Origin of the sequence: Paenibacillus silvestris, assembly GCF_009882985.1 — a bacterium.
Taxonomy (GTDB): Bacteria; Bacillota; Bacilli; order Paenibacillales; family NBRC-103111; genus Paenibacillus_E; species Paenibacillus_E silvestris.
The window spans coordinates 229,877-256,402 of the sequence record NZ_WTUZ01000020.1 but is presented as its reverse complement, the minus strand read 5'-3'; the positions used below and the strand labels follow the sequence as shown (position 1 = coordinate 256,402).

Genomic DNA, 26,526 nt, shown 5'->3' with positions numbered 1-26,526 from the left:
GGAATGCGAATGCGAATCAAGACGATGACGATTAAGTTAAAGCTGGTTCTGCTCTTCTTCGGATTCTTCTGTTTGCCGTTTTTAATCCTTGGCAAGTTCTGGTACGACCGTTCCATGGAAACCATCGAGGATAATGCCATTAACAATAATCAACAGCTTATGCGTCAAATTAATTATAACCTTGATGTCTATTTCTCTGACATTAAGAAGGCAACGCTCCCTTTGCTTGCCCATCCTCTCGTACAGCAGTTTGTCAAAATTGACTCTAATAATCAATATGACTATTACGATTTAAGCTCTCGTATCCGAGCAGACCTCATTCCTAACATGGTATATAATCGAGATGATATTTATGGACTGTCCATTATTTCACTTAAAGGTCCTTATTATAGCAATATAGCTTTCTCAGATCGTGTAGACATGTATAGAAAAGAATTCGCTGACAACTCCAAGGATAATTTTCGGATTTTGGGCATCAGTATGACGGGTGACGGTACGGAGGTTATTACGCTCTTTCGAAGAATCATCGATAATGAAACGTATGTAACAGCAGGTTATCTAATCATTGATTTATCCTTGAACCGAACGACCGACATTATTAACCAAGCTCAACTTGGTAAAACAGGGATTATCTCCATCGTGAACACAGACGATAAGTACTTGTACCATCCTGATTCGCAAAAGTGGCAGCAGCTACTGCCTGATAGGTATAAGAGCCGCTTCGAAAACATAAAGACACCTTATTTTACGAACGGAGTAGGAGCAAGCAAATCCATTGTCGTGTACAACCGCTCAGCATCAACAGGGTTAACGATTGTATCGGAAGTTCCACTGCGGGAACTGATGGAGGATTTGATTTATTTTCGAAATCTAACCCTAGGTTTTGTCTTACTGCTCATCGTTCTGGCCTTTGTGACTATCCTCAGCTTTTCGCTATCCATCACGCGTGCGCTCTCGCACTTAATGAATTTAATGAAAAAAGTGGAGATGGGCGATCTGAGTATACGCGCTCCGCTGCGTAAGGATGAAATCGGAAGTTTGAACAGAGGGTTTAATCTGATGTTAGAAGATTTGAATCGGCTGATTCATATGATTCATACTTCTCATCAGAAGGAAAAAGAAATGGCTATTCATCAAAGAGAATCTAAACTGCAGATGCTTCAAGCGAGAATTAATCCTCATTTTCTGTATAACACGCTGGGAGTTATCAATGCCTACGCCATCATTGCTAAGGTGAAACCGATTAGTCAGATGACGGTATGGTTGTCTGATATATTCCGTTACAGCATCGATAATCCAGAGGACACGGTATCCCTTGCTGAAGAGATTCAGCACATGTTCAACTATATTCACATTCAGAAGGAACGCTATCAGAGCCTGGAAGTTGATGTAGATTTGGACCTGAATTGTTTGAGGGAAATTCATACACTTCGTCTCACTGTACAGCCAATTGTGGAGAATGCCTTCATTCATGGCTATGAGGACTATTCGATTAAACCTACGTATATTGGTCTCCGAGCTAGCTTCGATGATGCTGGTATAAAACTTCTGATTATCGACAAAGGCAGGGGGATGCCGCCAGATCTGGCTGAGACGTACAACCAAGCCTTCTCCTTCATGTCGGAGGAACAAATGCTGCAAGCGAGCGCTCCATTTGGAGGGATCGGCATGTGGAATGTCCACAGCAGGCTGAGACTGGAGTTCGGTGAGCCTTACGGCCTTTCCATCGTAGCCTCAGAGAGCTTTGGCACAATTGTCGAGATTAGAATGCCTTATCGGAAGGAGCAATCTGTATGATGACCGTCGTCGTTGCCGAAGATGAACCGATCGTAAGAATGGGGCTGATTGCTCTGATGGAGTCAGAAGCCGAAGGATTCAAGATCGTAGGGGAAGCAGAAGATGGGCAGCAGGCCCTGGAACTGGCAAGACTGCACGTGCCGGACATCATTATTACGGATATTCGTATGCCTGTGATGGACGGATTGACCTTCATGTTGGCTCTGAAGCAGGAAGGCATTTCATCTGCGGTTATCGTAGTTTCCGGTTATGGGGAGTTTGAATACGCTCAGCAGGCTCTGCGTGCTGGTGCAGCGGATTATTTATTGAAGCCGATTAATGAAGATCTCCTGCTGCCAACGTTAAATGCTTTACGGGAGAAGTTGCAGCTAGAGAAAGCACGTATTGTTCATGATAATAAGGAACAGCTATGGTCCTTCAAAACAAGTGCCAAGCAGCTGGCTAACGATTTATGGAATCTTCGGGAACTGGAGATTGAGAAAGAGTTGAACTCGTTGCAGCATGAGCTTATGAAGAACAAGCTGTCTACCTATGACATGGAGAGAAAACTTACAGGTTACATCGCTTTGTTGGAAGATGAATTCCGCTCTGCTGCGGGGCAAGAATTACCGTTTCCACGAGGTTTCGATAAGATGACGCATCACTTCGATACATTCATCGGTCATATATATGCCGCCATGAAGACAATTCGAGGAACTAGAAACTGGGGATACGGCAAGGTGATCCAAGCGGGAATTGCCTATGTGGACAAGCATTATGGCGATCCTGATCTTACGTTAACGAAAATTGCTCAACAGCTTGAAGTAAAGCCGGCCAATTTCAGCCATATGTTTAAAACAGAGCTTGGCGTTCCGTTCAGCCAGTATCTGATCCGCTTGAGAATGGACCAAGCTGCCAAGCAGCTCTCTGAATCAGCTAACAAAGTGTATGAAGTTAGCGCAGCTGTTGGATTTTCGGATTATGTTCATTTCTCCAAAATGTTCAAACGGCATATGGGCTTTACCCCGACAGAGTATCGCCAAAGCAAGTGGAAATCATAGCGGTGCAGTAGCGGGTTTCCATAGGTTTCATACCACCGCTGATCGCATCGGCAGTAGAGAAAAACCTCCAAATTCACTTATGAAAGTGGAAAATGGAGGTTTTGTTGCGTATGGGAATCATGGTAACAGTGATGCTCTCAATGATTTAAAGGGAATTCCTCCCGCTAATTGTTCCCTAAAATAGGAATTAGGGTACTTAACTGGAAAAACTCCATCTAATCCTGCGCTAGAAACGTAAATGATGCTAATGTGTAGAGAATAACAGGAGGATTTCCAGTTATTTGGGTTTAGGGCGATCAGACGAAGAGAATAACGGGAGAATTTCCCGCTAATTTAAAGGGGCCGGAGTCAGTGACCGCCGCTCTACAGCCAATGCCCGGCTCTGCGCTCCCGCCTCAATGCACGTCCCTACGCTTCAGCCAATGCCGGGCTCTGCGCTCGTCCCGTTCAGCCCAATCCGCGCCAATCCGGCTGCGCCCGCTCTTTCCATCGCAAGCGAATAGCTGCATACTCGTCCGCTGTCAGATTTCCCTGCGCAAGCCACTGCGCATTTTGCTGCCATCTGCCCTGTTTGGCCGTACCTACAATAGCTGTATGCACACCGGGTACGGATAAAGTGAAGCGCAGTGCATGTCCGATCGCATCACTGGAACCCACCTGCAGGAAGTCGTAATCCAGCTGCTGGAGCCTGCTCCAGTACTCTTGATGCCGATCATTCGCAATGTTCTCAGGGGCGATCCATACTGCGTTTGCAATAGGGCGTTTGGCAACAACGCCAATACCTCGCCGGCCCGCTTCTGGCAGCGTCAGCTCGATAGCTTCTTGGTCGGCGATACTGACGGAGGTTTGCAGGGACTGAAAGGCTCCGCATTGAACGGCATATTTGGCGGCAGCATGATCTCCGCTGTATCCCGCGAATCGAATCTTTCCTTTTTCTTTGGCTCTAAGGAGGACATCGATCACATCGCCTTGACGGAGAATGGCTTCCGAGCAGTTATGCAGATGCACTACATCAAGGTAATCTGTTTGTAAGCGTGCGAGGCTCCGGTCAATCGTCTCTTCCAGCAGCGAAGGCTCCCAGTCCGGCCGGTCGTAACCAGCCACTTTCCCATGGCCGCACTTCGTGAACAAGTAGTAATCATTCCGGCGATGTTTGACGGCCTGGCCAATCAATGTTTCACTATCCCCATAACATTCACCTGTATCGATCAAATTGAGTCCTTCATCCAGCGCACTTTCTAATAAATAGGCAATTTCCTTAACTTCCGCACCGATAAAACCGATCTCTGCAGCTCCGAATCCCAGAGCGCTGACTTGCATGCCGGTCTCGCCATATTCACGTCTTTCCATATCGCTATCACTCCCTAGCCAATCGGATGATCTTGTCAATTTATTATCACATAGACAAGGCGCATCGGACTGTAGAAAATCCCGACTTGTTTTAGCACGGTTTTCATAACAAAAGTGGTCGGATTTTTGAATAGTCACTATGGCTATTCGTCGACTATGCTGAGAAGGATACACGATGGAGGCGAATAACATGATGCCTGGAGATCACGTTCCAGATTGGCAAAATCTAAGCATTTTAGAGAGAAATACAGAGCTGCCGCATGCGGATTTGATGCCATTTGGCGATTGGGAGGGGGCTCTCGCGAACGAGAGAGAACGTTCGCCCTTTGTGCAGTCGCTGAATGGTGAATGGGCTTTTCAGTATGGGGAATCCGTGGCTGAAGTGCCTGCTGATTTCTATATGGAAAGCTTTGAATCGAGCGATTGGCCAACCATACCGGTCCCGTCCAACTGGCAGTTACATGGGTATGGGAGACCCCATTACAGCAGCTGCCCATATCCTTTCCCGATCAATCCGCCTTATGTGCCGAATCAGAATCCGGTTGGCTGCTACAGAACCCAGTTTCATTTCCATGAAACAGAGAAGCAGCAGCGGGTGCATCTTGTTTTTGAAGGCGTGGATTCAGCCTTTCACGTTTGGATAAATGGGCACTTCGTCGGCTACAGCCAAGGGAGTCACTTTCATTCTGAATTTTATGTAAGCCCTTACTTGCGTGAGGGACAGAATGTGATTGCCGTGCGAGTTTATCAATGGTGCGATGGCAGTTATTTAGAGAGCCAGGATAAATGGAGGATGAGCGGGATTTTCCGCGACGTTTACTTGCTGTCTTCCCCCCAAGTATCGGTGAGGGACGCTAGAGTCAGGACTCGTCTGCATGAGGGTTATGGGAAAGCGAGCTTAGAGGTTCGAGCCCAGTTGTCCGGCGTAACGGATGCGCCATTCTTGAAATCGGATTTCTTTCAACTTCGGATGACTTTGTTGGACGGGGAGCGTCATATTGTCTGTGATCGCTACCTTCATGTGCGGCAGGATGAACCCGTAGCGGAGCTAGTTCAAGAGGTGCTGTCACCCCGTCTATGGACGGCGGAGTCGCCTTACTTATATACGTTATTACTCACGATGTACGATAAAAAGCAGCAAATGATAGAGGTCAAAAAAATACACGTCGGTTTCAGGGACATTAGAATTGAGGAGGGACAACTGCTGGTTAATGGCAGCCCGATTATTATTAAGGGCGTTAATCGTAACGAATTCGATCCTGAGCTGGGTTATGTGACAACGATGGAATCGATGCTGCGCGATATTACTTTGATGAAGCAGCACAATATCAATTCGGTGCGATTATCGCATTATCCGAATGATACCAGATGGTTGGAGTTGTGTGATCGATTTGGTTTGTATGTCATTGACGAAACGGATCTTGAGACGCACGGGTTTCATTTCTATGGGAATGAGGGGCATCTGGCGCAGCTGCCTGAGTGGGAAGAGGCGTTCATCCAGCGGGCGAAACGGATGGTTGAAAGGGACAAAAATCACCCTTCCATTATCATGTGGTCGCTTGGCAATGAATCCGGTTATGGGGCCAATCACGATGCCATGGCGGCTTGGATCAGGGAGGCCGACCCGACTCGCCCCATTCATTATGAACGTGCTTACGATGCACCTGTTGTAGATGTGGTCAGCTCCATGTATCCTGCGGTGGAAACGGTTATTGAAGAAGGCTGCAAGGACGATAAGCGGCCATATCTCATGTGTGAATTCGGGCATGCCATGGGTAACTCCGTGGGGAATCTGCAGGAGTATTGGGAGGCGATCTACACGTATCCTCGTCTGCTTGGAGGTCTTATCTGGGAATGGGCGGATCAAGGCATTAAGCAGCAAGCAGGAGAAGATGAAGCCTGGTATGCGTACGGCGGCGATTTTGGGGAAGAACCGCACAGCGGCCATTTCTGCCTGGATGGGCTGCTTTTCCCGGATCGTGCAATCAAAGCATCCTTGTTAGAGTACAAGAAAGCAATTGAGCCGGTGAAAATCGAGGTTATAGATGTCGCCTTAGGCAAACTGAGCGTACAGAATAGATATGACTTTGTGTCCTTATCCCATTTGAAGGGATCATGGAGCTTGTGGCGAGACGGTGTCATGGTGGAGAAAGGGGAGCTTGCGAGGCTGCATACCCCTGCTGGATGTTCTGAGGATATCCACATCCCCATCGACGTACATGGGCTGAAGAACAAGGGTGAATACTGGCTTCACATCCGCTTTGTGCTGCGTGATTCGGTCATTTGGGCGGAAAAGGGTCATGAAATTGCCTGGGCTGATATCCCGGTGTTAACGATCGCCGAGATCCATGATCCGCGTCAGGCTGTTCAGGAGTCAAGCCCATTGTCGATCCGAGAAAGCTCCCGCCAAATCACGCTTACAGGCCAAGATTTCTATATGACGTTCAATAGGGATCAAGGCGCAATGACAACGTGGATGCACCAAGGGGTTTCCTTATTGACGGCAGGCCCTAAACTCCAACTGTGGCGGGCTCCGGTTGATAACGATGTCCACCTTGCCAAAGAGTGGGTGAAAGCTGGCTATAACCGACTTGTCACCGATGTGCGCGAGGTTGGGATTGACAGGACGGAAGACGGAGGCTGCAGAATCACGGTAGAATCGGTCGTTGGGCCGCGAGGCGGGAAGATCGTTTGTGATTCCCGCGTGGTCTATGCCATCGCTGCTGATGGTGAAGTCACATTGGCTGTGCAAATGGACCCGAGAGAGGAGCTTCCACCGCTCCCTAGGTTCGGGGTGGAGCTTGTGATGCCTGACAGCTTCAACCAGTTGGCATGGTATGGCCGTGGGCCGCATGAGTGTTATGCGGATCGCAAGGAGAGCGGTAAGCTGGGCGTATACAGCGGATCGGTCCAGGATCAGTTCGTGCCGTATATTAAGCCGCAGGAGAATGGCAATAAATCGGATGTACGGTGGTCATCCCTCGTGAATCAAGAGGGAGTGGGGCTGCTGTTCACGGGAGAGTCGACCTTTGACACCAGTGTTCATCACTACACGACGGAAGATATGACGACTACCAAACATGTTCATCATTTGACGAGAGTCGATCAAACCATTGTCAAATTGGACGCGAGACAAAGCGGCCTAGGCAATCATAGCTGCGGCTATGCCCCTACGCTTGACACTTATTTGATTAAAGCTGAGCCGATGAATTTTACGATCCGTATAAGACCTGTCTCACTTTCAACAACACCATAAATGGAGGGTTACCTAATGACGACACGAGTTGGACTTTGTAAAACCGAATATATGCTGAATCCGATTGGTCTTGATGTCCGGAAGCCGCGGCTTTTCTGGCAATTACAGGCGGATAGCCAAGGAGTGGTGCAGAGCGCTTATCACATTATGGTTGCTTCTACTAGGGAAAAGCTAGAGAGTGATCAAGCGGATGTGTGGGATAGCGGCAAGGTGAGCTCGAACGCATCGACGCATGTGCAATATGAAGGTCAGCCGCTTCAATCGGAAGGGGCCTATTATTGGAAAGTGCGCGTCTGGGACGGAGCGGGTGCAGTCACGGCATGGAGTGAGACAGCGTTCTGGATGATGGGCATATTGTCGCGAGGCGAATGGAAGGCGCAGTGGATCGGACGCAAATCCGAGCAGGGAGCCCTTATGCAGCCATCTCCATTTTTCCGGAAGTCGTTCGAGGTCAAGAAAAAGGTGAAGCGGGCCATTGCTTATGCTACAGCACTTGGCGTCTATGATTTGTATGTGAATGGCGAGCGGATTGGCGATCGTTTTGCCCCGGGATGGACGGATTATAATACGCGTGTACAGGTTCAGGCGGTCGATGTGACAGACAAACTGAAGACAGGCGATAACACGTTGGGTGTTATTTTAGGAGATGGCTGGTACGCGGGGACTGTGGGATTTCTCGGTGATAAAGTTTACGGGGAGAGACCGTTTTTCCTCATGCAGGTAAGCTTGGATTACGAAGATGGTACGAAGGAAAGAGTGATAACGGACCGTTCGTGGACGACGACCAGAGGGCCGATTCAATACTCCGATATGATCAAAGGGGAAGCCTACGATGCAAGAGAGGAATTGACCGGATGGAACAAGCCGGGTTATGCGGACTCAGCGTGGGAAGCGCCAGATGTGCGCTCAGGATATAACGGACTTCTCGTGGCAGCGATTGAGCCGCCGATCCGCATTACCAAGACGATGAAACCGATCAGCATGAAGAAGACAGCGGCTGGCACGTATATCTATGATATGGGCCAAAACATGGTCGGTTGGACGGCTGTGAATGTTCAAGGCGAGCGTGGAACGATGATAACATTAAGTCATGCCGAGATTCTGAATCCGGATGGCACACTATATGTGGATAACTTGCGAGAGGCCTGCCAGCAGGATCACTATATTCTAAAAGGTGAGGAACTGGAAAGCTACGAGCCTCACTTTACGTTCCACGGCTTCCGATATGTGGAATTGATTGGCTATCCGGGGGAACCTGATCTGGATACGATAACAGGGAAAGTTGTCCATTCCGATACACCTGTTACGGGGAAGCTGGAGACATCCGACGCGATGGTGAACCAGCTGTATTCTAACATTACATGGGGGCAGCGCGGGAACTTCCTGTCCGTGCCGACGGATTGTCCGCAGCGGGATGAGCGGCTTGGCTGGACAGGGGATGCGCAGATTTTTGCCCGTACAGCGGCTTACAATATGGACGTCTCCCGATTTTTCAGCAAATATGTGTGGGACATGGTGGATTGCCAGCAGCCTTCAGGCGCTTTTACCGATGTTGCTCCAGATGCGGGGTGGATTCGCCATAAAAACTGGAATACCCGGTTGAACTGGTTCGCCCCGGACAACTCGGGTTGGGGAGATGCCGGTGTCATTATCCCATGGACGATCTATCTGATGTACGGCGACGTCCGTGTCCTTGAGACGCACTACGAGGCGATGGTCAAGTGGGTGCATTATTTGAAAAACACCACCGACGAGCTGGTGCGCCCGGGGTACGCCAATTACGCGGATTGGCTGTCCATCGGGGCTGACACGCCGAACGAAGTGCTCGCAACAGCTTATTTCGCCTACAGCACGAAGCTGCTTGCGCAAATTGCTGATGTATTGGGCAGAGTAGACGAAGCTGCCCACTATCAAGCCTTATTTGGCGATATCGCTGCGGCGTTTCGCAAGGCCTTTGTCGCTGAGGATGGTCGTATTCACGGTGATACACAGACGGTTTACGTATTAGCGCTGCAGTTCGGGCTGCTGACGGAAGAGCAGAGCAGGCAGGCGCGTGAACGTCTTGTGGCGGACATTCAGGGGCGTGGTGACCGCTTATCAACGGGATTCCTGGGCGTAGGCTACTTATTGCCAGCACTGACGGACAATGGCAGCTTGGATGTTGCCTATAAGCTTCTGACGCAAGAAGCATTCCCATCCTGGATGTATTCGATCAAACACGGTGCAACTACGATCTGGGAGCGCTGGGATGGCTGGACGGAGGAGCAGGGCTTTCAGACACCGTCAATGAATTCCTTCAATCACTATTCCCTTGGCTCCGTTGGCGAGTGGATGTTCCGGTACATGGCTGGCATCGAAGCAGATCCTGCGGCGCCTGGCTTTCAGCATGTCATCATAAGACCGAAACCGGGCGGGAACTTGAACTGGGTGAAGGCAAGCTATGAATCTCTCTACGGCTGCATTACGGTAGAGTGGCGTTTATCCGAAGAAGGAGATTTCCATCTGCAAGTGGATGTCCCTGCCAATACAACGGCAACCATTCAATTGCCAGGTCCAGCTGCATCGGAGCACAAGGTAGGTTCAGGAAGTTATGTGTTTGAAAGTGTTTCTATGCTAAACTAAAAGCGAGTTCCTAAGATACAGACCGGGATCGGATAGAGGGTGAGCGTTCGTGCTGCCTTCCATCTGGCTCCGGCTGTTTTCGCATAGAAAGAAAGGCGGGTCATCAAGATGCGTTGGGTGGAAGGCTTAAGGAAGAAACTAGAGACCCTATTTCCGAGAATTCGTACGATGCTGCTATTGAGCTATTTTGTCATTATTCTCTTCTGCATTGCTTTAATTGGAACCGCTTCATTCTATATCTCCTACAATTCTATGGCGGAACGCGTAGAAACCGCGAGCTCGCAAATCGTCCGGCAGATCGAGTTTAACATGGATAATGATTTTCATAATAAAAGAAATCTGCTCCTCGCTCCCTATTACAATCAGGAATATATTGACAACATTAATGCTTATCCGACAATGGATAGCCAGAATAAATTTCTATTTCGCCAGAAGCTTGGGGATCTGTTTTTGAAAAGCTTTAACATTACGCCGATTCCTGACTTTATCCGTTTTCAGATCTATTACAGCGATGGAGAGCTGCTCAATTCCTCCGACAATACCTCCTTCGGCAGCCCAAGTCAGGTGCTGAATGCCGAGTGGTTTAAGCAAACCATTGCCAAAGACGGGCTTGTGAATTTCTTCAGCTCCCCTTCCGTCAGCGGGCAGGAGGAGAGTTCTACAGCTTACTCAACCTCGCTGCTTATTCGCGATTTCTCGAATCCGACTGGATTCATTGTGGTGCGCGCCGACTATAATTACGGTCTATTTAAAGGGATTGGCCAGCGTGCTGACCTGACAAAGAATAGCCGTTTTCTGATATTAAATGATATTAATAATCCGATATTCGATTCGGCAGACGGGCATGCAGCTGATATGGATGCGCAGGCGTTATCCGAAATCAAAGGGGATGGCGGTAAGTTTTGGACAGGCAGCGGTGATCAGACCATGCTTATTTCGTATACCCGATCCCAATATTCCAATTGGAAAACCGTGCTCATCATGCCCAAAAAGGAAATATTCAGCTCGCTCGATTCCATCAAAACGACAGCCATCTGGACAGCTTTGGTCGCTTTTCTAGTGACTGCGATTCTATCGCTGTTATTCGGAAGAAGTATTACGAATCCGATTCTGGATCTATACAAAACCGTTAATCACATTAAACGTGGTGATTTCTCCGTGCGGGTGGATATCAAGAGGAAAGATGAAATTGGCCGAATCGCGATGAATTTCAACGCCATGCAGGATGAATTGCAGAAGCAGATTGAAACCAAGTATGTCTATCAAATTAAGCTGCAGCAGATGGAGCTGGCCATGCTCTATTCCCAGATTAATCCGCATTTTCTGTACAACACGCTAGATAGTATTAAAGCGATGGCCGATTACCACGACGTGGAGGAGGTTGGCCAGATGGCGCAATCTTTGGCTGATATGTTCCGCTATAACACGAAAAATACCGACGAAGTCGTCACGCTGCAGGAAGAGCTCGTGCAGATTGATGCGTATATCAATATTCAGAGTATTCGTTTCGAGGGCAAGATTGACTATCGCGTAGACATCGAAGATGAGCTGTACAATTTTCCAATGTTAAAAATGACCCTGCAGCCACTCGTTGAAAACGCGGTTTTCCACGGGATTGAACGCAAAAGAGGAAAAGGAACGATTCATCTCAAGGCCTGGAGGGAAGGGGAATGGACGTATATTCAAGTCAAAGACGATGGTGTCGGCATTTCGGAGAAACGACTGGAGCAGATTCTGACGTCGCTCAGACAACCGCTCTATCAGGAGGAATATAAGCTGTCTGCGGCAAGCGGCGGTATTGGCGTCCAGAATGTCTATGCCAGGTATACGATTCGTTACGGCGAGCAATTTCAATTCAGCATTGAAAGCAGAAAAGGGATAGGGACGGAAGTGACCTTGAAACTAGCCCATCAACTTGGTTGAAAGCAGGATGTAGGAATATTCAACATAGAAAGTCGTTATCGTGCATGGGGTACAAGTAAGCGGTTGCAATATAATCAATTCTGTAAGCAACATTAAAGGAGGGGTACAGAAATGAGGAAAATGAAAACGGTAACACTGTCTGCATCCATTGCGGCAGTTATGGCATTAACAGCTTGTGGAACTAGTGGCGGTAACTCGGGAAGCAGCACACCGGCAGCTGCAACGCCTGGGGCTACAACAGCCGCATCAACACCAGCACCAGCGAAGAAGGATCCTGTCACACTGACGTTTGCGATCGCCAATACGGTGGATGCCACGCCTTTTAATAAAATATTTAAAGAGTTCGAAACGAAAACAGGCAATAAAGTCGAATTGCAGGCGCTGCCTGGCGGGGACTTCGACAACATGATGAAAACACGCTTTTCTACAGGTGACTTCCCGGATCTCTTCCTCATGCAGCCAGGACCTAAGCAGTACGTCAAGCTGAGAGCCTCTGAAACGCTTCGCGAGTGGTCAGGAGATCAGGCTGTATGGGATCGTATTATCCCGACGATGAAAGAGTTTCAAGCTGATGCGAACAAGAAAATATATGGTGTCCCTTTCGGCGCTACGGGCATGATGGGCATCTATTATAACAAAGATGTATTCACCAAAGCGGGCATTCAACCTCCCAAGAATTATGCGGATATGATCGAGGGCGCTAAGAAAATCAAGGCCGCAGGCGTCACGCCTTTCTATGAGGGAGTCAAAGACGGCTGGCCGCCGCAAGTGTTCTACTTCACAGGTTGGGTATCGAATGTAGACCCGGCTATCGGGGATGCAGGCGTTCAAAATCTAGAGAAGAATGCACTCAAACTGGCTGATATTCCGGCACTCAAAGACCTTTTCGCGAAACAAAAGGAATTGAAGGATCTTGGACTGATCCAGTCCAATCCGCTGGCAGGCACATTCGATGAGCTGCAAAATTTGATGGGTGAAGGCAAAGTCGGTATGGCCTTCATGCTAGACGGCATTATTCCGCAATTGGAGAAGAAATTCGGGAAAGAGTTCGTGACGAGCAAAATTGGCTTCTTCCCATTCCCTTCCGCAGCGGATGCAGGTACAGCGATGATTACGCCGCCGAACCAATTGATGATCCCGACGAAAGCGAAAAATGCTGATGTGGCTGCTGAGTTGGTCAAATTTATGATTTCGCCGGAGATGGTGGATCTGTACTACCAAACAAGCCCAGGCATCCCGATTTTCCAAGGCGCTAAGAGCAGCTTGTACCCTGTGCAGCAAACGGTCAAGGATCTGATTGATGCGAATAAAGCGAAAATCAACGTGCAGAATCGTCTGACACCAACGTTCGCTGATTTCCAAAAAACATTGCAAACGTTCTTCATCGACGGAGATGTCGACAAAGCGCTCAAAGAATTCTCTGCGAACTATGAGAAAGACGGCAAAGCCAAGCTGCTTGATGGCTTCAAATAAGCGGATCTAAGACTGTCCGGTCGGAACTTGCTTCCGGCCGGAACACTTTAACATGAAGGAGGGGAGACGAGATGGGAAAGATGAAATACCCGCTTTATTTTTCATTCCCGGCTCTCGCCGTATTTCTATTGTTTTTCATCACCCCAACGATCATTGGGTTTTATTACAGCTTTACGGACTGGAATATTAATGCGGAGCAGATTCGCTTCAATGGGCTTGATAACTATATCGAGTTGTTCAAAGAACCCCGGTTGAAAACGGCTTTGATTAATACGTTGATTTTTGCGGCAGTTGTGACTTTGATGCAGAACTTTTTGGGACTAGGGTTAGCCTTAATTTTGAATGAAGCACTTAAACTGCGAAATCTGCTGCGCATGATCTTCTTTCTGCCTTACGTGATTGCGCCGATTGTAATAGGCTATATTTTCCGAGCGATTTATCATCCTGAGCATGGCATTGTGAACACCGTACTCGATAAGGTCGGGCTTCATTTTATGATGCAAGACTGGTTGAATGATCCTAAGTATGCCTTGTTCTCAATTATTGTGACGGACCTGTGGCGTGTTGCCGGATTCTCGATGGTCGTGTATCTGGCTGGTCTGCAGTTTATTCCGAAGGATCTAATTGAGAGTTCATCCATGGACGGGGCGCAATATTGGCAGCGTTTTCGCTCCATCATATTCCCACTGTTAGCTCCGGCACTTACCGTCAACGTCCTTCTCTCCATGATCGGCTCCATGAAGGTGTTCGAAATGGTCATGGTGCTCACAGAAGGTGGACCAGGTTATACCACAGAAGTATTTTATACCTATATTCGCGGTATGTTCAGCACAGGTTTATTCGGTTACGCGACGGCGGTTAACGTTGTTTTATTCGTTCTAGTCACCATTGTTGGGGTTCCCGTACTGATAGCGATGAAGAAGAGAGAGGTCGAGATGTGATGAGAAAAAAGTGGACACTCTGGATTCTGGAAATCGTCGCTATTGGCTTGGCCTGTCTGATTCTGATTCCCTTTCTGATGATTCTGGTCAATTCGTTCAAAGGTATCCGGGAATCGGCGCTATTCGGCTTATCGCTGCCTTCCGAATGGCATTTTACCAATTATAAAGAAGTCTTTCAGCAGGCAAACATTTGGCGTGGTTTCAAAAATAGTATTCTCATTTCCGTCTTAGTTGTCGTCTGTGTGAATTTGTTTGCCTCGATGGCTGCCTTCATCATTCAGCGAAGAGACGATCGCTTTCTGCAAGGAGCTTATTACATGTTCATTATGGGGCTGATTGTTCCGGTCTCCATTGTGCCTACAATTAAGCTGCTGGGTGATCTTCATATTAAAGGGACGTATTTCAGTCTGATTATGTATTATACGGCGGTGCTGCTGCCTTTTGCTGTGTTTTTGCTCGTGGGCTTCATGAAGTCGATTCCGAGAGAGTTGGATGAAGCGGCTCTGCTGGAAGGCTGCGGCTATTTCCGATTGTATTGGCAGATGATTCTACCGCTGCTGCTTACGGTGCTTGTAACCGTATCCATTGTCGTCATGGTTTCAGTTTGGAACGATTTCTTCGGACCTTTCTATCTAATGACAGACAGTACGAAGTGGACGATTGTCCTGCAAATCTTTAATTTTGTAACGATGTACAGCACGAATTGGGGCGTTGTTTTTGCCTTCATGGTGCTTGTAATTTCACCAATTCTAATCATTTACTTACTGCTGCAAAGGTACATTATTGACGGACTGACGGCAGGTTCTATGAAAGGCTGAGTTAAACGAAATCTAAAGCTTTGAGGAGGTACAGGAAATGCGGAGAGTCATCATTGTAGACGATGAAAAGTGGATACGAAGAGGATTAATTCAGTCTATTTCCTGGAACGAATGGGGCTTGGAGCTTGTTGGCGAAGCAAGTGACGGGGGAGAAGGCTATGAAATGGCTTTGGACAAAAAGCCGGACCTGCTCTTCCTGGATATGCGAATGCCTGGCCTCGATGGTAAGCAGCTGCTTGGCCTGTTGTGCCGAGAACTGCCGGACTTGCTGACGATTGTGATTAGCGGGTATTCGGATTTCGAATATACGAAGGAAGCCATTCGCCACAAAGCCTTTGACTATTTGCTCAAGCCGGTGAAAAAGGAAGAGCTTGCTGCGGTCGTAGAAAAGGCGCTCATGGAGCTCGATGGGCGCGAAGCGGAGAAGCGCAAAGCATCCCGCGTCCAAGGGGAGGATTGGCTGCGGCAACTGCTGCTGCATGCCGAAGAAGGGGAGGAAGTCTCCGTTCCTTCCAACTGGCAAGCTGGTGAATACGCGCTGATGCTCGGCCACACGGATACCTTTCAAGAGCATTGCGATCATGCTCGTCTGCTGCCAGCTATTCATGAGCAATTAAGCCGCATGAAGCCCTTCCTTTTCGGGGGACGATGGGAATACGAGCTCACGACGTTGCAGGATAGCAGCCGAGAGATTGCGATTGCCCTCTGTGGAGCTCGGCTGGAGCCCAAGGATTTCGGCCGGGTGCACACAAGTGTGCTTGCTGCCTTAAAGCAGGCTGGAAGTGTTAGCTTCAGCTTCGGTATGAGCACTAGGAAGCTAGAGGCTGCTAAGCTAGGCGAGGCGTATAACGAAGCGAAGAAGGCTTTAGCCGGAAAACGGCTGTCAGCGATGAACGCTTTGCTTTCTGCAGAGAACAATGCAGTGCATTTATCTGGTATTTATCCGCAGGACAAAGAGAACTCGTTCTTATGGGTGCTCCAATCCGGCAATAAGATGGCTGTGGAACAAGAATTTGAGCGCTTGTTTGCGGCATTCGTAAGCGACGATACGACAGTGGGGCATTTGCAGTGGAGCGCAGATTTACTCCTGCATGCGGTGGAGAAGCAGCTTCAGGCGAAAGATGTCCGTCTAGAGGAAGTTTGCGGCAAAAACACGCTGATGTACTCAGAGCTGATTCACCAACGCCATGATGTGGAGGCCATGAAAAAGATTTTCAAAGAGGACTTGCTGCCTGCTGTGCTCTGTTTCTACGGGCAATCCGGGGAAAAACAGGGAGAGAAGGTCGTGAGTGAGCTGAAAAAATGGATGGAGAGCAATTACGATCAGTCTCTCTCCTTGCATCAAATCGCCAGCAGCTATTATTTAAATGCTGACTATTTAAGTCGGATTTTCAAAAAGATGACCGGGAAGAACTTCGTCGATTATTTAACCGATATCCGTCTGCATAAGGCCAAAGAGCTCATGAATAAATCGAAATACAAAAACTATGAAGTCGCGCAAAAGGTGGGTTATGAGGATTACCGGTATTTCAGCCAAATTTTCAAAAGAAAAATCGGCATGACCATCGGTGAATACCGCAAAGCCATCGGTCAAGCGGACCAATAAGGAGAGAACAGGTATGTCAAAACCATTAATTCCCGATACGCTTATGCTTGAAGAACGCGCCGCACACGCCATCAATGCCATGATCGGCATGGCGGATCGCGACCATAACTATATTCCGTTTTTTGCTGCAGATTTGATGCACAAGCCTGCCTTCATGACGCACGGGGACTGGGACTATGGTTCCTCACACGGACGTATGATCGATGGATTGATTCTTGCTCGCCATATGTCGGGAGAAGAGTTTGGCAAAGAGGTCGAGGAGCGTTACCGTGCGAATCTGCTGTCTTTTTTCAAAGAAGACGGGATGAGCTACAGACAGATTAATCCAACTCGCAATTGGGAGCCAAATGCAAACCTGATTGATCAACGGGCGGTTATTTTATCTTTGACGACTTGGTTCATGGAAACAGGGGACCCGAAGGTCAAAGAAGCAGCCGACCGCCACGTGGCGGCACTCAAGCGGATCGCGATTAAAGAGCGCGATGTCTGGTATTATCCGGCTTCGGAATACAAAGAAACCGGCTGGCCGTCGAGCAACGCGATTCAGCTGCGTTTGGCGCCCGATCCGGCAGCCTTCTGCGGCCGATTGGTCATGCCTTTGCTGAAATATCATGAGCTGACGGGCAATCAGGACGCTTTTGAACTATGTCAATTTTTTACGGCATTAATTATGGAGCGCAGCGGTGTATTCAATCCAGATGGCAGCTTCAACGACTCGCTTGCTTATCGGAGCGGACATTTCCACACGCGGATTGGCACGCTTGACGCTATTGCGAGGTTCGGTGTCTTCACAGGCGATGCGGCGATGCTTGCATGGGTCAAGAAATCCTACGACTGGGCGCTGACCAAATGTACGAACTTCGGCTGGACGCCAGGCGATCTGCACGAGCAAGCTTATGAGCATGAAACATGCTCCTTGGTTGATTTAATCGCGACGGGCATTACCTTGGCACAAAGCGGCTATGTGGAATATTGGGGAACCGTGGAACGATTCTTGCGCAACCATCTGGCGGAGTCACAGCTGCTGGATCTGGATTGGGTAGAGGAAGCTGACGATAAATCGGCTGACATTCCGGCGAACAAAAGCTTCTATAAAGTAGCGGAGCGGACACGGGGCTCTTTTGCAGGCTATTCGGCGCCTAATGATTTCGTTTGTGATGTGAATGAAGGACGCGGTCATACGAATGATTTGCAGATTTGCTGCTTAGGCTCAGGAACACGAGGGCTCTTCATGGGCTGGAGTAACACGATCACGGAGAAAAAAGGGGCGATCAGCGTCAATTTCCTTTTGAACCGCGGCTCCAAATGGCTGGATGTCAGCTCCTACCTGCCTCATGAGGGTAAAGTCGTGCTCGATATTCACACAGATATTCCACGTCTGCAGATCCGAATCCCAGAGTGGGCTGGTTTCACGAAAATCAAGTTTGTACGCGAACGTAATGGGGAAGTGATCGAAGGTAAAGGCAGCGAAGCGAGCAGTTGGGTGAACAAGCACTTCCTCTTGCTTGGCTCTGCCGTTGCAGGTGAGAAAATTACGGTGACCTTCCCGCTAAGCTTCCGCAAAACGTTGGAGAATGCGGTAGGTCAAACCTTTGAGACGGAGTGGCGCGGGGATGATGTTGTCAACATCACGCCGAAAGGCACGAAGAAACCTTTGTACAGCGGGCGTCAGGTGTTTGAGGAGGCTCCGATGAAGGCTGGGGAGTATCGTCGATTGGATAAGGAATTTGTCTGGTAAGTGTAAGAATAGAGGAAGAAACACATTCCGCTTTCGCAGTGAAAGCGACTAGGAGGAGTTCGATGCAAACCGTTGTAGCGATTTATACAGGTCAGGGCTTGGCTGATCCTTTGAAAAAGGTATTTCAAGAGATGCTGCCGGATATCCGGCTCGTGAATATTATCGATGACAGTCTGATTGGCGATGTTGTGCGTGCGGGGCATATTCCAGAAGTTGTGTCCCGTCATTTGGTGCAGTATTATCGGCACGCGGAAGAACTCGGTGCGGATGTGATCCTGAACACATGCTCCTCCGTAGGTGATGTGGCGGATGAGGCGGTAGGGACCATTGGCATCCCCATTGTCAGAATCGATGAATGGATGGCTGCCAAAGCGGTAGCCGGCTATGCGCGTATTGCTGTGCTGGCAACGCTGCCATCTACCTTGGAGCCAACGTTGCGGCTCATTCAGCGTAAGGCAGAGGAAGCTGGCAAAGAGGTGCAGCTTGTGAGCGGGCTCGCGGAAGGTGCCTTTGATGCTTTGATCAGCGGCAAGCCGGAGGAGCATGACCGTTTATTGTTGGAAACGGCAAAACGGGCCACAGATGCCGCCGATGTACTGGTACTGGCGCAAGGCTCCATGGCACGCATGGAGCAGGCGTTGGCAGAGGCGACAGGCAAGCCTGTGCTTTCGTCCCCAAGATCCGGCGTAGAGCATGTGAAGGCTATTCTTGATGCAGTCAAAGAAACGAAGACAGGCTCTTAAGGCGCGGGTGGCATAGAGAAAGGAGAGTAACCATATGGAGCAAGATCGTGTAACAGCCGTCTATCTGGTGGAAACGGCGTATTCGTTGGAGAGGGCTGCCGCATCCATCGCTGGCGAGCAGTCCACGGGGACGTTCACAGCTGTCCCTGGAGAGACGGATGCCGTGAAAGAGCGGCATGGCGCAAGAGTGGAGCGTATCGAACCCTTGGAGGATACGGATACTCCCTCTCTGCCGGGAGCGAAGACACCGCCGGGTCATGACGGCAAATACCGTCGTGGACGAGTGACGGTATCGTTTCCTCTTCATAATTTCGGACCGTCTATACCGAATTTAATGTCTGCTGTTGCGGGCAATTTATATGAGCTTCAGGAATTGTCAGGACTTAGACTCTTGGATTTGGAGCTGCCGGAAGCATTCACGCTGCGGTACCCTGGACCGAAATTCGGGATAGAGGGGACGCGGAAGCTGACGGGTGTGTATGATCGGCCGATCCTTGGGACGATTGTGAAGCCCAGCGTAGGGTTATCGATGGGCGAATTGTCGGCTCTGGTGGAGAAGCTGGCGAGAGCGGGTATGGACTTCATCAAAGACGACGAATTGAATGCGAATCCGCCATATGCGCCATTAGCTGACAAAGTGAAGGCTGTCATGGCGGCAGTCGAGCGAGCTGCGGATGCTACGGGCAAGAAGCTGATGTATGCTTTTAACATCACAGGGGATCATGATGAACTGCGCCAGAACCATGACCTGGTTGTCAAAGCGGGCGGCACTTGCGTGATGGTCAGCATACTCAGCATCGGACTATCCGGGCTGACGTATTTGAATCAATTCAGCGAAGTTCCCATTCATGGGCATCGCAATCAATGGGGTATGCTGACGCGTTCGCCGCTGCTCGGAATTGAATTTACGGCTTATCAGAAGCTTTGCCGATTAGCTGGGGCAGATCATCTGCACGTTAATGGTTTAAATAGTAAGTTCTATGAGACCAACGAGTCGGTGGTTCGATCCATTGCTGCTTGCACGGCACCACTGCTCGGCGGCTACCAAACGATGCCTGTCGTTTCCTCCGCCCAGTGGGCGGGGACAGCTCCAGCTACCTATGCCGCAACAGGGACGGTAGATGTGATGCATTTGGCCGGTGGGGGCATGCTGGCTCATCCGGATGGCCCAGCTGCCGGCTTTGAGAGCATGAAGCTTGGCTGGGAAGCAGCGGTTCAGGGAATACCGCTGGACGTTTATGCGGCGCAGCATCCTTCTCTGCAGCGGGCGATCGAGAAATACGGGAAGGGGTGAAGGTGGATGGATGACACCCCTAAAGAGCTTGAACCTGCCTTGGGGCAAGCCTCTGGACCAACCGCAAAGCATAATAAGCGAGCCTCCAGGAGGCCGCTCTGTTATTACGGCGATGATTTCACAGGTTCTACGGACGTGCTGGAATCGCTGTTTCAGGCAGGACTCAAAACGGTCCTGTTTCTGGAGCCCCCGACGCCTGAGCTGCTGCAGGAGCAGTTTCAAGACGTCGACTGCTTTGGCGTTGCCGGTGTGGGCCGGTCCTTAACTCCCGAGGAGATGGAGCGGGAACTGCGTCCGATTTTTATGACGCTTAAAGCGGCTGGGGCCGCAGTCGTGCATTATAAAATATGCTCGACCTTCGATTCCTCACCCGGCACAGGCAGCATCGGCAAAGCGGCAGAAATCGGACGCGAGGTATTCGGCGGCCGGTACATTCCGCTGCTTGTCGGAGTCCCGTATTTGGGCCGATATACGCTGTTCGGCAACCATTTCGCGGCCGGCGGAGCTGGAGGAACCGTACATCGGCTCGATCGTCATCCGACGATGTCCCAGCATCCGGTTACGCCTATGGCGGAGGCGGATCTACGGAGGCATCTGGCACAGCAGACTGCGATGAAGTCATCGTTGCTGGATATAAAGGCGTTAGAGGGTTCGTATGCGGAGGTGCGGGAGCGCTTAGAGACGATTATTCGTCAAGAGCAGCCGGATCTGCTGCTGTTTGACGTCTTGGATGAGCAGCGATTGGAAGCGGCGGGAAGAATGATTTGGGAAGAAGCAGATGAGCATGATGGGTTATTCGTCATTGGATCTTCGGGCGTAGAGTACGCACTCGGAGCTGTTTGGCGGAAAGATGCGGGGAGTGCGGATACGGAAGCAGAGGCAGAAGCGAAAGCTGAAGACCATATAGGAGATTTACAAGCTGGGGCTTCGCAGACTGGGCCACTCTTAGTCGTTTCAGGCAGCTGCTCGCCTGTAACGGAAGGTCAGATCGGGCAAGCCCTAAGAGCCGGTTTTGTGGGCATTCGCGTTCCAATGGAAGAGCTGCTTAGCCCTGGAACGCGGGAAGCGGCAAAGGCTGCTTTACTGCGAGAAGCGCGGCAATGGCTGACGAGCGGCAGGAGCGTCATTGTTTACTCGGCCACGGGGCCAAACGATGAAAGCATTGGACGGATGCGAGAGGTAATGTCTGCTCAGGGGATTAGATCTGAAGACAGCAGCCGTCTGCTTGGCAATGCGCTGGGAGAGCTGACAAAAGAGCTCGTTAGCCAACTCGGTATTTCACGTGTTTTGATAGCGGGAGGAGATACCTCGGGGTATGTGACGAGAGAGCTTGGTGTGTACGCGTTAGAGTGCATTTCTGTGCTGGACCCGGGTGGACCGCTTTGCCGGGCTTATGCGAATGAGCCTCCGTTTGACGGTCTGGAGCTTGTGCTCAAGGGCGGACAGGTTGGTGGAGTGGATTTTTTCGAGCGGGTCGCTGGTTACAAATATGGGGCTGACCCCTGTTAGTTGATTTTCACCAGTAGGACGATAAGATGATGCAAAAAGTACAGTAAATTTACGGTAAGAAGCGGTTTTTACTAATAATCATGCATTTTCTACATCAAAAGTATGGATGAGTGCCTATAACGGGGCCAGATCCCTAAATTTGATGTATGTTTTACATGAATAGAGTCAGAATTCGTAAAAAGGGTTAATCTTACTGTATGTTTTACATGATTTTCGGCGGTAGCATGATGCCTATTCATTTGTTTTAGATCCCCGTCAACTGTTTACCTATATATTTCACCAAAGACTATTTTCTGCAGCCTTGCAGGAGTAGTCTTTTATTGTTTTCTCAGCTTTGGGTTGTCCTCTAAATCGGCTATAATAAAAGTTGAAATTCATAATAGGGAGAATAACGAACATGACTCAATATAAAAGAAATAAATTAGTTGAAGTGAGCGGGAAGCTGGCTAAAGTCGCCATGGGCAGCGCTTTTGCTGATGTTGTCATTAAAAATGGTACCTTGGTCAATGTATATTCAGGGGAATTAATTGCGCAGATGGATGTCGCCGTGGTAGAGGGACGTGTGGCATTCGTTGGGCAAGCAGACCACACCATTGGTGATCAAACGGTTGTAATTGATGCAGCAGGAAAATACATAGCTCCTGGATTCCTTGACGGTCACATGCATGTTGAAAGTACCATGCTTAATGTCACTGAGTTTGCCAAGGCGGCGCTGCCCAAAGGGACAACTGGGATTTTCATGGACCCGCATGAGATTGCCAATGTGTTTGGGTCCGAAGGGGTTAGGCTGATGCATGAAGAGGGGCAGCAACTGCCGCTCAAAGTATTCACAACCTTCCCGTCCTGCGTGCCTGCGACGACAGATTTGGAAGATGCGGGTGCAAGCTTGGAAGTGAAAGATATTGAAGAGGGACTGCAGTGGGATAATGTGGTCGGGCTTGGTGAAGTGATGAATTTCCCTGGTGTCGTTTATGGGGACCCCAAAATGTGCGGCGAAATTGAAGCGACAATTAACAGCGGCAAGGCCGTCACGGGGCATTTCCCGAGCGAGGATGACCGTATGCTGCAAGCCTATATCGCTTCCGGCGTGACCTCCGATCACGAAACGGTTACGCGCGAGCAAGGGCTGCACAAAGTCCGCATGGGCATGCATCTGATGATTCGCGAAGGCTCCGCGTGGCACGATGTCAAAGAGGTCATCAAGGTGGTCACCGAAGATAAAGTGAACACGTCTAACATTTCCCTCGTCACGGATGACGTCAGCCCGCAAACATTGGTAGAGAAAGGGCATCTCAATCATGTGGTACGCCGGGCCATTGAAGAGGGCGTTGATCCTGTCACCGCGATTCAAATGGTTACCATTAATGTGGCGCGCTATTTTAACCTCGATAAAGATCTAGGTAGTATTACTCCAGGTAAGTGCGCAGACATTTTATTACTCGATGATTTGCAAAAAGTGGAACCAGTAACGGTCATTACGGATGGGAAAGTCATTTTTGATCAGGGTAAGCTTGTCGCAGAATTTCCTACCTACGTGTATCCTGCGCATATTCGCAGCTCCATGAATGTGAAGGAAGAACTCACAGCAGAAGACTTTCAGCTTAAGAGTCGGGGTAAAGAAGAGCGAACGAGCGTCAATGTCATACAGGTGATTGAAAATAGTGCAAGAACAGCGAAGATGACAGCTACGCTAAGTGTCGAGCAAGGAATCATTCAGCCTGATATCCAGCAGGATGTTGTCCGTCTAGCTTGTATCGAGCGGCACCGCGGCACAGGTGAAATTTCGCTTGGATTCTCAAGCGGCTTTCAATTGAAATCCGGCGCAGTAGCTTCAACTGTAGCGCATGACAGCCACAATTTAATTGTTATGGGCATTGATGAAAAGGATATGGCTCTCGCTGCTAATGAACTAGTTAAATTGGGAGGCGGCACAATAGTTGTTGAGAACGGCCGCGTGCTGGCTCAAGTACCGTTAACGATTGCTGGCCTTATGTCCGATAAGTCTTTGCTTGAAGTTGTTGAAGAGGTTGCTCAGCTGGAAGGAGCATGGAAACAGATTGGCTGTCCGTTAAACGCGCCGTTTATGACATTCTCATTGATAGCGCTGCCTGTTATCCCTGAGATTCGGATTTCAAACCGTGGGATTGTTGACGTGACACAGTTTAAGTTGATTGATGTGGAACTGGTTTAAGGACTAGAGGAGGCTGCCCCAATGAGAGGGGCGGCCTTTTATTTTGTTTAGAGGGAGGGAACTACAGGACGCTATTCCCCAGAAAATGTGCTGTTCCCACCAGTAGGGGGAACTACGGTCCGCTATTTTGCCGATTTTACCGGGAAAACCTGCCATCGAGGCCGAATAAGCGACTGTAGTTCCGCTCAGAGCGGAAATAGCTCGTTTTCCACGGAATAGCGGACTCCAGTTCCCTTAGCAGTGCACTGGATTTTTGTGAATGGGGTTGGTGAGGAGAACACCAGTTCCCACAGTGGTTGCCGCCGAGGAGGATTCCAGTCCCTAAGCAATTATTCCTGCCTCTATGTATAAAATTTTGCCACAAGTGATGCTTTCGGTCGGTTGACATTTTATTTTTCTTAGCATATTTTAATCTGTTTCGACATAATGCAACATTAATTGCTATGTACAGACTAAAATTTATCGCACTATAATAAGTATCAGATTTAAGACAAACAGCATGTACGAGTACTGACTAATTGATAAAGGCAAATCATTGGAAACAATGAGACGCAAAGCCATGGCCTAACACATACATTTTTGTATGATATGGTTGACAGGTTACCGAGTAGGAAGGATACAAGATCATCCTTTATTCGGGATGGTCTTTTTATTATTCGTCCAAACATCATCCAAGGAGGCAATTTGCTTGAAAGAGAAAAACCGTGTTATGCAATTCATTGTCATCGGGACACTCGTCCTAAGTTTGTTGGTCCATGCCATTAACCGCTTTGTTCATCACTCGCTCATGGAACACGAAGTCATGCATTCAGCTTTCTCACACGGTTTTTTAGATCAAATGTTTTTCTGGACACCCATCGCGCTTGTTATCACCGGAGCTGTGCTGTCTCGTCTCCACGCTGAACATGCTTGGATCCCGCTTGTTCATACGTTGTCCTTAACGTTATGCTCCATGTCGATTATTGCTGGGGGCAAAGGCATGGTGGAGTATCACTTTTCTATTTTCATGGTGTTAGCTATCTTGATGTATTATAACAACATTGCCTTGCTGCTGAGCAGTACGGTTCTTTTTGCCGCCCAGCATCTGCTTGGTTTCTTCTTTTTTCCTGAATTGGTTTACGGTTCAAAAGTGTATGAGTTTACAATGGTGGCCATTCATTTAGTTTTCGTCATTCTGTTCATTGGCGCGGTCATGTACCAAATTATCGCTAACCGCCATGCCACGCAGCGTTTCGAGAAGGAACAGAATCAAAAGCTGCAGCAAACTGTGAAATCAATTATCGAAAGCCTCGCACATACTTCTCAGGAGGTTCAACGGAATTCTAGCGGTTTGAGTGCTCAGTCGAACGAGCTTAATCGCTTGACCATGGAGGTCGTTCACACGATGCATCAGGTGGAGCAGGCTGCCAATGATCAAGAAAACGGCGTAGAAGTTAGCCGGAAAGCGATAGGCGGAATGCTCACAGATATTTGCCACATTGCAGAAAACTCGGCAAGCGCATCTGAGCTATCCGACCATGCAGCGCACGAGGCTGAGAAGGGAAATGAATCCATTCAGTTGGCTGTTCAGCAGATGCAATCTATGCATCAAGCCATTCATACAACGGCCGAGAAAGTGAAAGTGCTTGGAGAACGCTCACAAGAGATCAATCAAATCGTCAATTTGATAACAGATGTAGCTTCACGCACGAACTTGCTAGCCCTCAACGCTGCCATCGAAGCGGCGCGCGCAGGAGAACACGGTAAAGGATTTACCATTGTATCAACAGAAGTGCGTAAATTAGCCGAGCAAACGAGCGAGTCCGCTAAGCAAATTGCAGAGCTAATTGAAGATATTCAAATGAACAATCAAGCCTCCATTCATTCCATGGATCAAGTCATTGGTACCTTCGCTCATGGCAATGAGGCTGTTGTCTCTGCTGGACACGCATTTGAACGCATCAGGGGCTCGATCCATTCCGTTGCTTCGCAAATGCGCGATATTAGCGGAACATCACAGCAAATGTCAGCGAACACGCAGCAATTTAGCGCTTCGATGGAGGCAATTTCTTTACTATCCAGCCAACTAACCGATAATGTGAAATCAGTGAGTAAACGAACAGATGAACAGGATACGCTGATCAATAAAGCGTCAGATTTAGCTGACAAATTGGAAGAACATAGCCATACACTGAACGAGATCATGATGAAGACGAAGCATACATTTTCTCTACAGTAACTTGCCA

16 protein-coding genes and 1 riboswitch are annotated in these 26,526 nt (G+C 49.0%); of the genes, 15 read left to right on the top strand and 1 reads right to left on the bottom strand.

All coding sequences use genetic code 11. The features are described 5' to 3' along the window. Positions 1–24 precede the first annotated feature (24 nt). Together GQF01_RS16520 and GQF01_RS16515 are read left to right on the top strand one after the other, a co-directional pair. On the top strand, positions 25–1,797 hold the full coding sequence (locus GQF01_RS16520; RefSeq protein ID WP_161407842.1) for a sensor histidine kinase: 1,773 nt from the start codon (positions 25–27) through the stop codon (positions 1,795–1,797). Continuing rightward, a complete protein-coding gene (locus GQF01_RS16515; protein ID WP_161407841.1) occupies positions 1,794–2,837 on the top strand; it encodes a response regulator transcription factor in 1,044 nt (347 codons plus the stop codon). Before GQF01_RS16520 ends, GQF01_RS16515 begins: the two co-directional genes overlap by 4 nt. 447 nt (positions 2,838–3,284) lie before the next feature. On the opposite strand, the gene GQF01_RS16510 is transcribed toward GQF01_RS16515, so the two are convergent. Next, complete coding sequence (locus GQF01_RS16510; RefSeq protein ID WP_161407840.1) at positions 3,285–4,187, bottom strand: aldo/keto reductase; 903 nt, start codon at positions 4,185–4,187, stop codon at positions 3,285–3,287. 175 nt (positions 4,188–4,362) lie between these two features. Between GQF01_RS16510 and GQF01_RS16505 the strand changes: the two genes are divergently transcribed. The 13 genes from GQF01_RS16505 to GQF01_RS16445 all read left to right on the top strand — a co-directional run bounded on the left by GQF01_RS16505 (position 4,363) and on the right by GQF01_RS16445 (position 26,519). Beyond that, on the top strand, positions 4,363–7,443 hold the full coding sequence (locus GQF01_RS16505; RefSeq protein WP_161407839.1) for a glycoside hydrolase family 2 TIM barrel-domain containing protein: 3,081 nt from the start codon (positions 4,363–4,365) through the stop codon (positions 7,441–7,443). Positions 7,444–7,458: 15 nt separating this feature from the next. After that, positions 7,459–10,065 (top strand): glycoside hydrolase family 78 protein, encoded by a 2,607-nt coding sequence (locus tag GQF01_RS16500; protein WP_161407838.1) that lies wholly within the window; start codon positions 7,459–7,461, stop codon positions 10,063–10,065. 108 nt (positions 10,066–10,173) lie between these two features. Next, positions 10,174–11,988, top strand: coding sequence for a sensor histidine kinase (locus tag GQF01_RS16495; RefSeq protein ID WP_161407837.1), 1,815 nt, complete (start codon positions 10,174–10,176; stop codon positions 11,986–11,988). A gap of 111 nt (positions 11,989–12,099) precedes the next feature. Beyond that, the gene (locus tag GQF01_RS16490) at positions 12,100–13,461 is read left to right on the top strand and encodes an ABC transporter substrate-binding protein (protein ID WP_161407836.1); all 1,362 of its coding nucleotides are present in this window, start codon (positions 12,100–12,102) and stop codon (positions 13,459–13,461) included. Positions 13,462–13,532: 71 nt separating this feature from the next. Further along, positions 13,533–14,402, top strand: coding sequence for a carbohydrate ABC transporter permease (locus GQF01_RS16485; RefSeq protein ID WP_161407835.1), 870 nt, complete (start codon positions 13,533–13,535; stop codon positions 14,400–14,402). After that, entirely contained in the window at positions 14,402–15,220 is an 819-nt protein-coding gene (locus GQF01_RS16480; protein ID WP_161407834.1) for a carbohydrate ABC transporter permease, read from the top strand. Before GQF01_RS16485 ends, GQF01_RS16480 begins: the two co-directional genes overlap by 1 nt. 37 nt (positions 15,221–15,257) lie before the next feature. Then, positions 15,258–16,826 carry a response regulator transcription factor gene (locus tag GQF01_RS16475; RefSeq protein ID WP_161407833.1) on the top strand — a complete coding sequence of 523 codons (1,569 nt, stop codon included), beginning with the start codon at positions 15,258–15,260 and terminating at the stop codon, positions 16,824–16,826. Positions 16,827–16,839: 13 nt separating this feature from the next. Next, positions 16,840–18,564: a glycoside hydrolase family protein gene (locus tag GQF01_RS16470; RefSeq protein ID WP_161407832.1), complete on the top strand. Its 1,725-nt coding sequence runs from the start codon at positions 16,840–16,842 to the stop codon at positions 18,562–18,564. Between the two features lie 62 nt (positions 18,565–18,626). After that, a complete protein-coding gene (locus GQF01_RS16465) occupies positions 18,627–19,307 on the top strand; it encodes an aspartate/glutamate racemase family protein (protein WP_161407831.1) in 681 nt (226 codons plus the stop codon). A 34-nt stretch (positions 19,308–19,341) separates the two neighbouring features. Then, positions 19,342–20,601, top strand: coding sequence for a ribulose-bisphosphate carboxylase large subunit family protein (locus GQF01_RS16460; protein ID WP_161407830.1), 1,260 nt, complete (start codon positions 19,342–19,344; stop codon positions 20,599–20,601). 6 nt (positions 20,602–20,607) lie between these two features. Beyond that, positions 20,608–22,110, top strand: coding sequence for a four-carbon acid sugar kinase family protein (locus tag GQF01_RS16455; RefSeq protein WP_161407829.1), 1,503 nt, complete (start codon positions 20,608–20,610; stop codon positions 22,108–22,110). Between the two features lie 397 nt (positions 22,111–22,507). After that, the gene (ade, locus tag GQF01_RS16450) at positions 22,508–24,301 is read left to right on the top strand and encodes an adenine deaminase (RefSeq protein ID WP_161407828.1); all 1,794 of its coding nucleotides are present in this window, start codon (positions 22,508–22,510) and stop codon (positions 24,299–24,301) included. A gap of 516 nt (positions 24,302–24,817) precedes the next feature. After that, a riboswitch (cyclic di-GMP riboswitch) is annotated at positions 24,818–24,909 on the top strand. Between the two features lie 80 nt (positions 24,910–24,989). Then, a complete protein-coding gene (locus tag GQF01_RS16445; protein WP_202556412.1) occupies positions 24,990–26,519 on the top strand; it encodes a methyl-accepting chemotaxis protein in 1,530 nt (509 codons plus the stop codon). Positions 26,520–26,526 lie beyond the last annotated feature (7 nt).

Bases quoted from the DNA above. Each gene is read 5' to 3' on its own strand.
- GQF01_RS16495 (WP_161407837.1), top strand. From the start codon at position 10,174: ATGCGTTGGGTGGAAGGCTTAAGGAAGAAACTAGAGACCCTATTTCCG.
- GQF01_RS16515 (WP_161407841.1), top strand. From the start codon at position 1,794: ATGATGACCGTCGTCGTTGCCGAAGATGAACCGATCGTAAGAATGGGG.
- GQF01_RS16455 (WP_161407829.1), top strand. From the start codon at position 20,608: ATGGATGACACCCCTAAAGAGCTTGAACCTGCCTTGGGGCAAGCCTCT.
- GQF01_RS16475 (WP_161407833.1), top strand. From the start codon at position 15,258: ATGCGGAGAGTCATCATTGTAGACGATGAAAAGTGGATACGAAGAGGA.
- GQF01_RS16520 (WP_161407842.1), top strand. From the start codon at position 25: ATGACGATTAAGTTAAAGCTGGTTCTGCTCTTCTTCGGATTCTTCTGT.
- GQF01_RS16470 (WP_161407832.1), top strand. From the start codon at position 16,840: ATGTCAAAACCATTAATTCCCGATACGCTTATGCTTGAAGAACGCGCC.
- GQF01_RS16490 (WP_161407836.1), top strand. From the start codon at position 12,100: ATGAGGAAAATGAAAACGGTAACACTGTCTGCATCCATTGCGGCAGTT.
- ade (WP_161407828.1), top strand. From the start codon at position 22,508: ATGACTCAATATAAAAGAAATAAATTAGTTGAAGTGAGCGGGAAGCTG.
- GQF01_RS16460 (WP_161407830.1), top strand. From the start codon at position 19,342: ATGGAGCAAGATCGTGTAACAGCCGTCTATCTGGTGGAAACGGCGTAT.
- GQF01_RS16465 (WP_161407831.1), top strand. From the start codon at position 18,627: ATGCAAACCGTTGTAGCGATTTATACAGGTCAGGGCTTGGCTGATCCT.
- GQF01_RS16505 (WP_161407839.1), top strand. From the start codon at position 4,363: ATGGAGGCGAATAACATGATGCCTGGAGATCACGTTCCAGATTGGCAA.
- GQF01_RS16485 (WP_161407835.1), top strand. From the start codon at position 13,533: ATGGGAAAGATGAAATACCCGCTTTATTTTTCATTCCCGGCTCTCGCC.
- GQF01_RS16510 (WP_161407840.1), bottom strand. From the start codon at position 4,187: ATGGAAAGACGTGAATATGGCGAGACCGGCATGCAAGTCAGCGCTCTG.
- GQF01_RS16480 (WP_161407834.1), top strand. From the start codon at position 14,402: ATGAGAAAAAAGTGGACACTCTGGATTCTGGAAATCGTCGCTATTGGC.
- GQF01_RS16500 (WP_161407838.1), top strand. From the start codon at position 7,459: ATGACGACACGAGTTGGACTTTGTAAAACCGAATATATGCTGAATCCG.